General features: G+C 61.5%; 12 protein-coding genes, 1 tRNA gene and 1 riboswitch. Of the genes, 7 read left to right on the plus strand and 6 right to left on the minus strand.

Features of this window, described 5'->3' with window-relative positions:
- The first annotated feature begins 58 nt into the window (after positions 1–58).
- A complete protein-coding gene (locus JF616_07775; GenBank protein ID MBW8887641.1) occupies positions 59–694 on the plus strand; it encodes a class I SAM-dependent methyltransferase in 636 nt (211 codons plus the stop codon).
- A 31-nt stretch (positions 695–725) separates the two neighbouring features.
- On the opposite strand, the gene thiC is transcribed toward JF616_07775, so the two are convergent.
- Entirely contained in the window at positions 726–2,630 is a 1,905-nt protein-coding gene (thiC, locus tag JF616_07780; protein MBW8887642.1) for a phosphomethylpyrimidine synthase ThiC, read from the minus strand.
- A riboswitch (TPP riboswitch) is annotated at positions 2,621–2,744 on the minus strand. (Overlaps the previous gene by 10 nt.)
- Positions 2,745–2,856: 112 nt before the next feature.
- Here thiC and JF616_07785 point away from each other — a divergent pair.
- From JF616_07785 to arsM, 5 genes are all read left to right on the plus strand, one after another.
- Positions 2,857–2,929, plus strand: a tRNA-Ser gene (locus JF616_07785).
- 78 nt (positions 2,930–3,007) lie between these two features.
- A complete protein-coding gene (locus JF616_07790; protein MBW8887643.1) occupies positions 3,008–3,778 on the plus strand; it encodes an aquaporin family protein in 771 nt (256 codons plus the stop codon).
- Positions 3,771–4,184: an arsenate reductase ArsC gene (locus JF616_07795; protein MBW8887644.1), complete on the plus strand. Its 414-nt coding sequence runs from the start codon at positions 3,771–3,773 to the stop codon at positions 4,182–4,184. The genes JF616_07790 and JF616_07795 overlap by 8 nt, the downstream gene beginning before the upstream one ends.
- Before the next feature lie 96 nt (positions 4,185–4,280).
- Positions 4,281–4,616: a winged helix-turn-helix transcriptional regulator gene (locus tag JF616_07800; protein MBW8887645.1), complete on the plus strand. Its 336-nt coding sequence runs from the start codon at positions 4,281–4,283 to the stop codon at positions 4,614–4,616.
- Positions 4,617–4,870: 254 nt separating this feature from the next.
- Complete coding sequence (arsM, locus tag JF616_07805) at positions 4,871–5,494, plus strand: arsenite methyltransferase (GenBank protein ID MBW8887646.1); 624 nt, start codon at positions 4,871–4,873, stop codon at positions 5,492–5,494.
- Between the two features lie 94 nt (positions 5,495–5,588).
- Here the strand turns inward: arsM and JF616_07810 are convergent, their stop codons facing one another.
- The 5 genes from JF616_07810 to JF616_07830 form a co-directional block, all read right to left on the minus strand.
- The gene (locus tag JF616_07810) at positions 5,589–5,774 is read right to left on the minus strand and encodes a hypothetical protein (GenBank protein ID MBW8887647.1); all 186 of its coding nucleotides are present in this window, start codon (positions 5,772–5,774) and stop codon (positions 5,589–5,591) included.
- A gap of 184 nt (positions 5,775–5,958) precedes the next feature.
- Positions 5,959–6,444, minus strand: a complete 486-nt coding sequence (locus tag JF616_07815) for a hypothetical protein (protein ID MBW8887648.1) — start codon at positions 6,442–6,444, stop codon at positions 5,959–5,961.
- A gap of 87 nt (positions 6,445–6,531) precedes the next feature.
- Positions 6,532–6,942 (minus strand): response regulator, encoded by a 411-nt coding sequence (locus JF616_07820; protein MBW8887649.1) that lies wholly within the window; start codon positions 6,940–6,942, stop codon positions 6,532–6,534.
- 224 nt (positions 6,943–7,166) lie between these two features.
- Positions 7,167–9,911, minus strand: a complete 2,745-nt coding sequence (locus tag JF616_07825) for an HAD-IC family P-type ATPase (GenBank protein ID MBW8887650.1) — start codon at positions 9,909–9,911, stop codon at positions 7,167–7,169.
- Between the two features lie 41 nt (positions 9,912–9,952).
- Positions 9,953–10,870, minus strand: coding sequence for a universal stress protein (locus tag JF616_07830; protein MBW8887651.1), 918 nt, complete (start codon positions 10,868–10,870; stop codon positions 9,953–9,955).
- A 216-nt stretch (positions 10,871–11,086) separates the two neighbouring features.
- Between JF616_07830 and JF616_07835 the strand changes: the two genes are divergently transcribed.
- On the plus strand, positions 11,087–11,833 hold the full coding sequence (locus JF616_07835) for a hemerythrin domain-containing protein (protein MBW8887652.1): 747 nt from the start codon (positions 11,087–11,089) through the stop codon (positions 11,831–11,833).
- Positions 11,834–11,909: the final 76 nt, after the last annotated feature.

Here is an 11,909-nt window from a genome sequence, read left to right on the forward strand (position 1 = left end):
GGTTCACCACTCAGATTCCGGTCAAAGCTATTATTCCCCAACTTGATCCGGAGCTTCGATGACGCAGAAACGCGCCTTACCTTCCCGTCTCGTTTCCGCGCGCCCGCGCGAGAGCTTCGGGGAGGCCTACTATACCCGCTTCTATCGCGATCCCGCCACCCGGGTAAGGGGAAGCGGACTCCAGGCCCGCTTGGCGGGGTTCGTGTTCGGATACCTTTCCCACTTGGGGCTTCCCGTTCGCCGCGTACTGGATTTGGGATGCGGCCTGGGGCATTGGCGTACCTCGCTGGCCCAGAGGCATCCGCGCGCGACCTATACCGGCGTCGAGTTCAGCCCGTACCTGTGCGCCCGCTTCGGATGGGATGAAGGTTCGGCGGCCGATTACGTCGGTCGCGGCCAGTACGACCTCATCATCTGCCAAAGCGTGTTGCAATACCTTCCCGACGAAGGCGTAAGGGCGGCGGCGGCCAACATGTCGCGGCTCTGCCGCGGCGCGGTCTACCTGGAGATCATCACCGCCGAGGACTGGCGGGAGCACGTGGATCAACGCGTGACGGACGGGAAGGTGCATCTGCGGCCGGCGCAGTGGTACCACAAGGCGCTCGGAAAGCATTTCCGCAGCGCCGGCGGTGGGCTTTTCCTGCCGAAGGATTCCCCCGCGGTGCTTTACGAATTGGAGAAGGGCCGGATCTGAAAATGGGAAGGAGAACCTTCCCTGTTCCGGATCATTCCACCCGGTAAATTTCCGCGCCCGCCTTCACGAATTCCTTCGACTTCTCCGCCATCCCCTGTTCCAGCGCCGCCTTTTCGTCCATGCCTTCCTTGGCCGCATAGGCGCGTACGTCGTCGGTGATTTTCATGGAGCAGAAATTGGGGCCGCACATGGAGCAGAAATGCGCCAGCTTGGCGCCTTCGGCGGGCAGGGTTTCGTCGTGGAATTTGCGCGCCGTGTCCGGATCGAGGGACAAATTAAATTGGTCGCTCCAACGGAACTCGAAGCGCGCCCGGGAAAGCGCGTTGTCGCGGTATTGCGCGGCGGGATGCCCTTTCGCGAGATCCGCCGCATGCGCCGCCAGCTTATAGGTGATGACGCCCACCTTCACGTCCTCGCGATCGGGAAGGCCCAGGTGCTCCTTGGGCGTCACGTAGCAAAGCATGGCGCATCCGTACCAGCCGATCATGGCAGCGCCGATGCCGCTGGTGATGTGGTCGTAGCCGGGCGCGATGTCGGTGGTGAGCGGCCCCAAGGTATAGAAGGGCGCCTCGTGGCACCATTCCAATTGCTTTTCCATGTTCTCCTTGATCATGTGCATGGGCACGTGGCCGGGGCCCTCGTTCATGACCTGCACGCCCATGTCCCAAGCGATCTCGGTCAATTCACCCTGGGTTTTCAGCTCGGCGAATTGGGCCTCATCGTTGGCGTCGTAAATGGATCCCGGCCGCAGGCCGTCCCCGATCGAGAAGGACACATCGTACGCCCGCATGATGTCGCAGATGTCGCGCCAATGGGTGTAGAGGAAATTCTCCTTGTGGTGGGCCAGGCACCATTTGGCCATGATGCTGCCGCCGCGGGAAACGATCCCCGTCATGCGTTTGGCCGTGAGCGGAACGTAGCGGAGCAGCACGCCCGCGTGTACGGTGAAATAATCAACGCCCTGCTCCGCCTGTTCGATGAGGGTGTCGCGGTAAAGCTCCCAGGTCAAATCCTCGGCCTTGCCGTTCACCTTCTCCAAGGCCTGGTAGATGGGGACCGTGCCGATGGGGACGGGGGAATTGCGCAGGATCCATTCCCGCGTCTCGTGGATGTTCTTGCCGGTGGAAAGATCCATCACGGTATCGGCGCCCCAGCGCGTGGCCCAGACCATCTTCTCCACTTCCTCTTCGATGGAACTGGCGATGGCCGAGTTGCCGATGTTGGCGTTGATCTTGACCAGGAAATTACGGCCGATGATCATCGGCTCGAGCTCCGGATGGTTGATATTGGCCGGGATGATGGCGCGCCCGCGGGCCACCTCGTCGCGCACGAATTCGGGAGTGATGATCTTGGGCACGCCGGCGCCGAAGGCTTGGCCCGGATGCTGCCTGGCGAGGGCTTCCTCGCGGATTTCGGCCTGCAGGTTCTCGCGGATGGCGATGTATTCCATTTCCGGGGTGATGATGCCGCGGCGCGCGTACTCGAGCTGGGTAACGGCGACGCTACCACCCAAGGGCGAGCGCTTGGCCCGCAGGGGCTTGCGCCCATGGGCGAAGCGCAGGGCGTCGAGGGAAGGATCGGAGGCGCGGCGGCGGCCGTACTCCGAGGTCTGGTCCGGAAGCTCCTCCACGTCGCCGCGGTCGAGGATCCATTGCCGGCGCAAAGGCGTAAGCCCCATGCGCACGTCGATCTCCGCGGCAGGATCGGTATACGGGCCGGAAGTGTCGTAGACGACGACCGGCTCGTTGGGCCGGTCCAAGGTCTTGTCGAAATGCGACCGCGTATTGGCGAGGGCGATTTCCCGCATCGCCACCGAGACGGTCGGATGTAATTTGCCCGGGCGATGGACTTTCCGCGAACCGGGGAACGGATCACGCGTAATGGCCTGATCGCTTACGACATCGGGAACGGACTGGGGAGAGGGTTTGCGTATCATGTTTTCCTTCCTACGCCGGCATGACCCGGATCAGGTTCGAGGGTTTCCCATCCGCATAAAGCCGCGGAGTGACTGGGATCTCAGGCCCTGAACGGGCCGCCCCTGGTTGCCGGGACAATATAGCTAGCGGCGCCTGGGGGTGTCAGGCAGGACTTGGCATTTCCCGGGGAATTAACAATATTAAGCCGCGCCGTTCCCGGCCTAGGCCGCTTGAATGCGCCCATGCGGGGCTTTAGCTCAGTTGGTAGAGCGCTTCGTTCGAAATGAAGAGGTCAGGAGTTCGACTCTCCTAAGCTCCACGGAAAGCCCTCCTGTAACGGAGGGCTTTTCTTTTGCTCCCACCGGGAAAGGGCGAAAACCATTTGCCGGGAAGATTTATGCCGGAAATAACCTCCGCCTCGATTCGATCTAAGGCTAAGGAATTCCCTTCCAGGACGTCCGGCCCGGAAGGGAGTCCCTTGGGGAAAGCGTTGGCGGCCGAGGCCATCGGTACGGCCCTGTTGCTAGCCACCGTGATCGGATCCGGGATCATGGGCGAACGATTGGCCCAAGGCAATACCGCCATCGCCTTGCTCGCGAACGCGATTGCCACCGGCGCTGGATTGATCGCCTTGATCCTCGCTTTCGGTCCCCTCTCGGGCGCCCATTTCAATCCGGTCGTTACGCTTAGCGAAGCCTTAACGGGAGGCCTGCCTTGGCGGAAAGCGCCGGGGTACGTTTTCGCCCAAGTCGTCGGCGCCTTCGCGGGAACCGCCGCGGCGAATCTCATGTTCGATCTGCCGGTATACTCCGCATCGCATCATGCCAGGCACGGCGCCGGCCAATTGTTAAGCGAGGCAATCGCGACCTTCGGTCTCTTGGCCGTAATCAAGGGATGTTCCCGGAGCCGCCCGGCGATGACGCCGTTCGCGGTCGGCGCGTACATCACCGCAGCCTATTGGTTCACGGCCTCGACTTCATTCGCCAATCCGGCCGTCACTTGGGCGCGCTCGGCGAGCGATACCTTCGCCGGGATCCGCGCTATCGATGTACCTGGATTCGTGATCGCTCAGGCGCTCGGCGCTTTGGCGGCAACGCTCCTATTCAACTGGTTATTACCGCGCAATGACACCACCGATAGAGATACGGGAAAGGCAACGCATGTCTGAAGCCAAGAAACCGGAGCCCAAGAAGCGCCTGCTTTTCGTCTGCATCGAGAACTCCAACCGCAGCCAGATGTCCCAGGCCTTCGCCAATATCCTGGGCGGCGACGCGGTGGAAACCTACAGCGCGGGCTCGCGGCCCTCCGGTATCGTCAACCCCAAAGCGATCGCCTCCATGGCCGAGATCGGTTACGATCTTTCCAAGCATGGATCCAAATCCCTCGACGACATCCCCAACGTGGAGTACGATGCCGTGGTAACGATGGGATGCGGTGATGCCTGCCCGTTCGTCCGCGCCAAGCATCGCATCGATTGGCAAATCCCCGATCCCAAGCATCTCCCGCCGGATGAATTCCGCGCCATCCGGGATCTGATCCGGACCAAAATCTCGGAATTGCTCAAGATCATCTAAGCGTTCTTATCGGGACCCCCGCCCTTTTCACGGATGGGAGTTAAATCGTATGAATACGATGTTGATTTTCCATCGTATTTGTACGATATTGATTCCATGGCCATGAGCAAAAAAGAAGAGTTCTCGAAGAAGGACCAATTAGTCGCCGAATTCGCGAAGGTATTCTCCCATCCCGCCCGGGTCGCCATCCTCAGGACGCTGGCCCGTAAAGGCACCTGTATTTGCGGGGATTTGGTAGAGGTACTGCCCCTGGCGCAATCCACCGTCTCCCAGCATTTGCGGGAACTCAAGGACGCAGGCGTGATCATTGGCGAGATCGATGGTACCAAATCCTGCTACTGCATTGATCGGAGCGCGTTGAAACAAGCGTGGGAGGCTTTCGGGGAGATCTTCCGGGAACTGGAACGGAATTACGCCAAGAACTGCTGCTAAAGGAGTGACCTATATGAAGATTTTCGGGATCGATATCGGAGAGAAGAAAAGCCAGGCATCGGGAGCGTGTTGCGGACCGGATTACTGTTCGGAACCGGCCTCCGGGGCGGCTGACGCGGAAGCGGTGGCCGCCGTTTTACCGGGCGCGGAAATGGCGGATATCGGGACAGCGCGATCCGCCGCCATGGTCGGGCAGAGCCCCGACGACATCAAAGCCATGGTCAAAGAGAAATACGGCGCCCTGGCCGCGGCCGATGAACCGGGATCCTCTCACCGAATCGGCGGACATCCAGCCCGGGAATACCGTTTTGGATCTGGGATCGGGCGCGGGGAACGACGCCTTCGTGGCGCGAAAATTGGTCGGCGATCACGGCCGCGTGATCGGCGTAGACATGACGGAGGCCATGGTCGAGAAGGCCGAGAAGAATCGGGCGAAATTGGGACATGCCAATGTCGAGTTCCGCCTGGGCGAAATCGAAGCGCTTCCCGTCGAAAGCGATTCCGTGGACGTGGTCATCAGCAATTGCGTCCTGAACCTGGTCCCGGACAAGGCCAAGGCTTATGCGGAGGTGCATCGCGTCCTCAAGCCCGGTGGACATTTCTCAATCTCGGACATCGTACTCTCAGGCCCCCTTCCCGAGCGCATGAAAACGGTGGCGGCTTTGTATGCCGGTTGCGTGGCGGGCGCCATGGTCAAAAGCGAATACCTGTTCGCGGTCCTGGGGGCAGGGTTCAAGGACATCCGCATCGACAAGGAGCGGGAACTCGCGATTCCCGATGCGGTGCTGGCCGAGCACTTGAGCCCGGAGGAGATCCGCATCCTTCGTCTCTCGGGCGCCAAAATCCTCAGCATCACTTTGCGGGCCTCGAAGGGGTGAGTTCATCGGGAATTGAAAAGGAAAACCCTCCTGTGCGGAGGGCCTTTTTTCTCGGGATCATCGAGGGATCGATGATTGATGTAGGAAGCGAAGCTTAGGCGGTGAGGTCGATGTTTCCCCCTTTGGATTCGGAATCCCCTCTCGCCGTATCCTTGGCTACGGCTGCCGCTCCTTTGTCATCGCCGTCATGATCGCCTTCTTTTTCCACCGGCTTCCCGGCAGCCTTGGCATTCATGGGGACGGAAACCGGCGAGGATCCTGAGACGCTGGCTATGTTCATATTCCTACTCTCTTCCTTGAGCGATTTTGACTCGTTACTTGAACAACCGCTTTAAGTATCCGGGTAGGAAAGACTTTCTCCGGGATTATTCCGGCTCAGGATTGCATGCACGACTCAAAGGATCCCTCTGTAATCCCAAAAGACTTGATGGGATCAGGGCGGACTTCCTTGAGGAGCGAACGGCTTACAAGAAATCGAGCAAGGACATGGAAGGATTGCCGGTTTGGGAGGGATTCTGGGAATCGGTGGCGAAGGGATTCTGGAAGCCGGTGGCGCCCGTACCGGATCCGCTACCGCCTTGATTCGCGTTGCCCGGACCCGAGAGAAAATCAAGCAAGCTATTGCCCGAGCCGTTCCCGCTACCGCTTTGATCCGTTCCATCCATGGCGCTCAAGAACGCATCCAGCACGTTCGGCATCTCGAACTTCCCCAAGGCTCCGGTATGCGAAGCCAGGAAATCCTTCGCTGCGGGGCTCAGGTTCAGGGAATCGGCCGTGGGGATCTTCGCCGTCCCCTTATCCGTTTGGCTGGAATCCTTCGCCGATGCGCCTGCGCCGCTTGCGGAATCCTTTCCTGCGTCCTTGGCCGGATCCTTGATCGCGGCCTTGGTATCGATGCCGAAGTTGGCGCCGTATTTCTGGATGATTGATTGCAGCGATAAGATGGACATGCCGTCCCTCCGGTTCCGGGAATCATGGGGATTCCCTCACTCCGTATATCGGAGGCGGATTGGGATTACTTGAGTTTAAAGGGGATCTTAAAGCGGAACTTCGCGCGGCTTGGAGCCTAAATCCACCCGGATATCCTGGGCCCATGCCACCCAATCCGATTGGGCCGGCCGCCGCAGGATAAGGCTGCCAACGGCTTCCAAGAGTTGGGAAACGCTGAAAGGCTTGGGCAGAAAGCTCCAACCCAATTCCCGGTGATCCGCGCCGGCCGGGAGGGGGGATGCGGACATCAGCAGGACATTGGTTTCCGGACGCAGGGTACCGAAACAGGCCGCCAATTCCAAGCCGTTCTCGAACAAGCGCATACGCACATCGGTCAGGAGCACGTCTATGGTGCCGGCATAAGCGGCGCCGGCATGCAAGGCTTCCACGCTATTGGTCGCCGTCAGGACCTTATATCCGGCCGTCTCCAGCACTTTGCGGGCGAAGGTGAGCATCATTGCCTCATCCTCCACCACTAATACTACCGGCGACCGACCCGATTCCATCCCGGGAAACCTCATGCTAAAACCTACCCTTAGAGTCTTGCTCTACCGCCCACCAATTGCAACCCCCATGCCAGGATTAAAGTCCTGCTATTTGTTGTATTTCACTGCCAGAGGGTCAGCCTGTCGCTAAAAATGTCGCACCTCCTGCCATTTTGAATTCAAGTTTTGCCAAAAGGTCAAATTCCGTAAAGGTCCGGATGTCTGCGTACCCAAGCCTTATGGGCCTCTACGAGCCCGATCCCGCAGGCGGCCATCCCCAGCAAACGCAACCAGGTCATGCCATCGAGGGGAGCGGTGCCCAACAGATGGCGTAAGGGCGGGACGTAAAGAGCGCATAGATGAGCGAGGGTGGCCAGCGCGGTTCCTCCCAGTAAGAGTGGATTCCGCCAAGGAGGCGTGCGGAAGATGGATTTGGTTTCCGACTGATAGTTCCCGATCCCGAGGTTCTCGAACAGCACCATGAACAGGAGGAGCATGTTGCGGGCCGCGATTTCATCCTGGCCGCGATGGTGGGTCGAGATGAACAGGTACAATCCAAGGACGGACATCGATCCCCCCGCCACCAACACGCGTTCCACCATGAGGCGGTTGAAAAGGGGCTCGGAAGGGCGCCGCGGCTTGGCGCGCAGTTCATCCCCTTCCCCCGGCTCGAAGGCGAGGGCCACGTCTTGGATTCCGTTGGTGACGAGATTCAACCAAAGCAATTGCAGAGGCAAGAGCGGCAAGGGATCGCCCATCAACACCGCCAAGGTGCAGATGACGACTTCGGCCAAGGCGGTGGCGACCTGCATGGCCACCACGTTGCGGATGTTCTTGTAGGCGATGCGGCCCTCTTCGATGCCGGCCACCACGGTCGCGAAATTATCGTCGGCCAGCACCAATTCCGCGGCGTCCCGCGCCACGTCGGTCCCGTCCTTGCCCATGGCCACGCCGATATGGGCCGCCTTCAGGGCCGGCGCGTCGTTCACGCCGTCCCCGGTGACCGCCACGAAATGACCCAGGGCCGTCGCGGCTTGGACGAGTTTCAACTTCTGATCGGGCGAGACACGCGCGAAGACGCGGGCCGTGCGGACCGTCTCCGGCCAGTCCTTGGGATCGAGCTTGTCCAGATCCGCGCCGGTGACGACCTGATCCCGGCGCTCGGCCAAGCCCAAGTCCCGGGCGATGGCGAGGGCGGTCAAGGGATGGTCCCCGGTTACCATGCGAACTTCCACCCCGGCCAGGCCGCAATCGGCAACCGCTTGGCGCACGCCCGGCCGCAGGGGATCGATCATGCCGGTGAACCCGAGGAAGGCCAAACCGGAGGGCGAGGGTTCGGAAGATCTTGCTTGCGCTATCGGGCGAGAAGCATTTTCCGGCGAATCCGATCCTGCGGGACCGGATGCGAAAGCCAGTACGCGGAAGCCGCTCGCCGTCATCGCTTCCATGACGGCGGCATGGGCCGGCGTGGCATCGCGGCACATGGCCAGGATCCGCTCCGGCGCGCCCTTGACGTAGACACGTCGTCCCTCGGGGCCATCGCAATAGGCCGCGGCGAAACGCCGTTCGGATTCGAAAGGGATAATCGCCGCGATGGGATGCGCCTGCGCCAGATCCTCCGGGATCCAGCCGAGTTTACGGGCCAGGGAAAGCAAGGCGACATCGGTGGAATCCCCCCTCCATCGCCAGCCTCGCCCTTCGGGCTGCAAATCGCCTTCATTGCAAAGGACCGCCGCCAAGGCCAATTCCGCGACGAGCGGATCGCGCGTAGCCAACGGCGCGCCCTCCGACATCACCGCGCCCACGGGCGCATAGCCTTCCCCGCCCACGCTCAAGCGCCCGCCGCCGGGCAGGGCGATTTCCTTAACGGTCAATTCGTTGCAGGTCAGCGTCCCCGTCTTGTCGCTGGCGATGAGGGTGCAACTGCCCAAGCCTTCGACCGCGGGCAGGCGGCGCACGATGACCCCTCGCCGCGACATGCGCGAGACGGCGACGGAGAGGGCCACCGCCAGCGCGGCCGGGAGGCCTTCGGGTATGGCCGAGACCGCCAGGGCCACGGCGAAGAAGAACATATCCAAGGGCGCGCGATGTCCCAGGAAAATCCCGGCCGCCCCGGCCCCCACGCATACGATCCCGATCACGATGGTCAGCCAGGTCCCGAAGCTTTCCATGCGCACGATCAAAGGCGGCGGCGTATCCGGCGCCGAGTCCAGGCTGTCCGCCAGTTTGCCGATCTCGGTGCGGAGCCCCGTCCCCACGGCCACCCCGCGTCCCCGGCCGCGACGCGCCACCGAGCCTGCGTAAACCATGTCCAGGCGTTCGGCGACGGAGGCCGAGGCCGCGCCGCTCCAGGCCGCATCCTTCGCCACCGCCGTGGATTCCCCGGTCAGCAACGATTCATCGACTTCGAACCCGGTCGTTTCCAAAAGCCGGATGTCGGCGGGAATCCTCTCCCCCGATTCGATCCAGAGGATGTCGCCGGGAACCACGGTTTCGGCCCCGAGCCCGATGCGCCTGCCGTCCCGTAGGACGTTAGCGCGTACGCGCAAAAGCTTTTGCAAGGCCCGGCTGCCGTTGTCCGCCTTCTTCTCCTGGAACGATCCGATGGCGGCGTTCACGGCCAAGACGAATCCGATGAAGCCCGCATCGCCGAAGTGGCCGAGGGCCAGGCTGACCGCGGCGGAAACCGCCAACACATAGACCAGTGGGCTTTTGAATTGACGGAGGGCGATGCGCCACAGGGGGACGGGCGGCTTTTGCGGCAGGAGGTTTTCGCCCGCGACGGCTAGGCGCCGGGCGGCTTCGGCTTCCGTCAATCCGGTATCGGAGGACCCGGCGGCGGATAAAGCATCGGCGGCGCTAAGGGTGTGCCAAGGTCGCTCCTGCAGCCAAGCGGGAACGGGGATATCGATATCCGCGATGGAGCCATTGATCTTGTGCATGCGATTTGATCCCGTAATGGCTGCAAAAGATAGGCCCTATCTCAGCAAGGGACCACCTCCACGGAGCAGGGCGCGTGGGAAGCCACGGCGGCGGATACGCTGCCTAATAAGATACGGTTGAAGCCGGAAAGGCCGCGCCGGCCCAGGAAGATGCAATCGGCATGAAAGGCTTCGGCCTCGGCGAGGATCACCGCGCGGGCGTCCCCTTCCTGGATCTCCCATTCCGCGGCTAGCCCTGCTTTGGCCAAACGAGCCACCGCCGTATCGAGAAGTTTTTCCATCCCGGCCCAAGATCCCTTCGTGGCTTTCCCAACGGCCTTGCCGAATTCTGCCGCTTCCAGGGCTTCCGACCACGGATCGGAAGGCTTGGCGGCGATCAGGCGGATGCGGACGCCCGTGGGCCAGGCGCGGCGGGCGATCGCGTCCAAGGCATGACGGGAGTCGAGAGAGCCGTCCACGGCTGCCAGGATGCGCGGCGCGATAGCATGGGTTTCCGGGCGGGGATTGCAAAGCCGCACGCCTACGTGCGCATGGGTCAATACTTTCTCCGCGGTGCTCCCCAAGAAGGTCCGGCCAAGCCAACTCCAGCCATGGCTGCCCATGACGATCAGCCCGGCTTTCCAGGCCTCGGCTTTATCCAGGATCGCTTGCGCGGGAGTCCCCAGCGCGGTTTCGACCGACACCCGCCAGCGAGGGAATTTCGCTTCGAGGAGGTATGCCGCATGCTCCCCGCGATCCTTGGCCTGTTCGATCTGCTCAGGGGACGGCTCGACGGATACATAAGCGCCAGCCAGCCAACCGGTTCCCGTCGGGTCGACCGCGAAGGCTTCCGCCGGGGCGGACGGCGGTATGGCGACCACGACCCTGGCCTCCGCTTCGGCGGGCAATCCCGCCATTTCCAAGTCCCGTAAGGCCGCATCCGCGGCCGAGGATCCGTCATATCCGATTAGGAGCTTCATGTTTTCCTCCCCCGATATGATAGGAGAATGCAAAGCACATGCCACGGTCGCGAAGGCGCTAATGCCATCGCATCGAATGGGAATGCCTATGCGCCCAACATGGCCCTCTTGATCTACGACTATCTGTCACAACACGGACAGATTTACATCCCGCCTTTCCGGAGCAGGTTGGCGGCGGAAGGGCTATTTTAATGTTGGCATCGGAAAGGACTTTCCATGGACGGAATCAAGGAATGGGCCTATCCCTCGACCCGGGTTGGGGACGCCATCAAGTTCAGGCCCGCATGCCTGGAGTTGATGTATCGGCTTGGCTGCGATCCATGGGCCGAAAGCGATACCACCTTGGGGGAACTCGGCCTCCGCTGCGGTCAGGGAACCCAGGAACTGGTCCAAGAACTATCGTCCTTACCCGTGCCGGATCGGAACAGTCCGTGGGAAGAACTGCCCGCGTATTCCTTGATCGATTATCTGACGAACGAACACCGCTCTATCCTGCATTCGGATCTGCCGGCCTTGCGCTCCATCCTGGATATGCCCTTCGAAGAAGCTTCGGGCGGGAGCTTGTTCTGGGTCTTGTTGGATTCCTTCCATCGGTTCACGGATAGCCTGCGGACCCATATCCAGGAGGAAGAGGATTACCTCTTCCCCGCCATCCTGAAAAACGAACATGCCCTCAACCAGGGCGGACCGGAGCATAGGATTAAGTCCATCGCCGGCGATATCCTCGCGTCCCCGTCCGTCATCCGCGGCGAAGAACGTTTGGATGCGGCTTTGGACGATTGGACCCGTGCGATCGGGGAACACCAGGGAATCGGCGAGCGGCCTAAGCTGGCGGAATTGGCGGCGCGGGCGATGCAGGACTTGGAGAAGAAACTGCGCGCCCACGGGAACCTGGAGAAGAAAGCGCTTTATCCGATCGCGGCGCGGATCGAAAAGGAACTCGCGCTCGCGAAGGAGTCATAGTTGCGCGATTCCCATCGCTTCGCGGACCCCCGCTTAGATCGCGTCATTGCCGCTAGCATGATGGGGGTACGTGGCG

The organism is Fibrobacterota bacterium (assembly GCA_019509785.1).
Classification (GTDB): Bacteria; Fibrobacterota; Fibrobacteria; order UBA11236; family UBA11236; genus Chersky-265.

What these genes read in the sequence shown, in the direction of transcription:
- JF616_07775 (MBW8887641.1), top strand. Translation starts at nt 59, where the DNA reads ATGACGCAGAAACGCGCCTTACCTTCCCGTCTCGTTTCCGCGCGCCCG.
- thiC (MBW8887642.1), bottom strand. Translation starts at nt 2,630, where the DNA reads ATGATACGCAAACCCTCTCCCCAGTCCGTTCCCGATGTCGTAAGCGAT.
- JF616_07790 (MBW8887643.1), top strand. Translation starts at nt 3,008, where the DNA reads ATGCCGGAAATAACCTCCGCCTCGATTCGATCTAAGGCTAAGGAATTC.
- JF616_07795 (MBW8887644.1), top strand. Translation starts at nt 3,771, where the DNA reads ATGTCTGAAGCCAAGAAACCGGAGCCCAAGAAGCGCCTGCTTTTCGTC.
- JF616_07800 (MBW8887645.1), top strand. Translation starts at nt 4,281, where the DNA reads ATGGCCATGAGCAAAAAAGAAGAGTTCTCGAAGAAGGACCAATTAGTC.
- arsM (MBW8887646.1), top strand. Translation starts at nt 4,871, where the DNA reads ATGAACCGGGATCCTCTCACCGAATCGGCGGACATCCAGCCCGGGAAT.
- JF616_07810 (MBW8887647.1), bottom strand. Translation starts at nt 5,774, where the DNA reads ATGAACATAGCCAGCGTCTCAGGATCCTCGCCGGTTTCCGTCCCCATG.
- JF616_07815 (MBW8887648.1), bottom strand. Translation starts at nt 6,444, where the DNA reads ATGTCCATCTTATCGCTGCAATCAATCATCCAGAAATACGGCGCCAAC.
- JF616_07820 (MBW8887649.1), bottom strand. Translation starts at nt 6,942, where the DNA reads ATGATGCTCACCTTCGCCCGCAAAGTGCTGGAGACGGCCGGATATAAG.
- JF616_07825 (MBW8887650.1), bottom strand. Translation starts at nt 9,911, where the DNA reads ATGCACAAGATCAATGGCTCCATCGCGGATATCGATATCCCCGTTCCC.
- JF616_07830 (MBW8887651.1), bottom strand. Translation starts at nt 10,870, where the DNA reads ATGAAGCTCCTAATCGGATATGACGGATCCTCGGCCGCGGATGCGGCC.
- JF616_07835 (MBW8887652.1), top strand. Translation starts at nt 11,087, where the DNA reads ATGGACGGAATCAAGGAATGGGCCTATCCCTCGACCCGGGTTGGGGAC.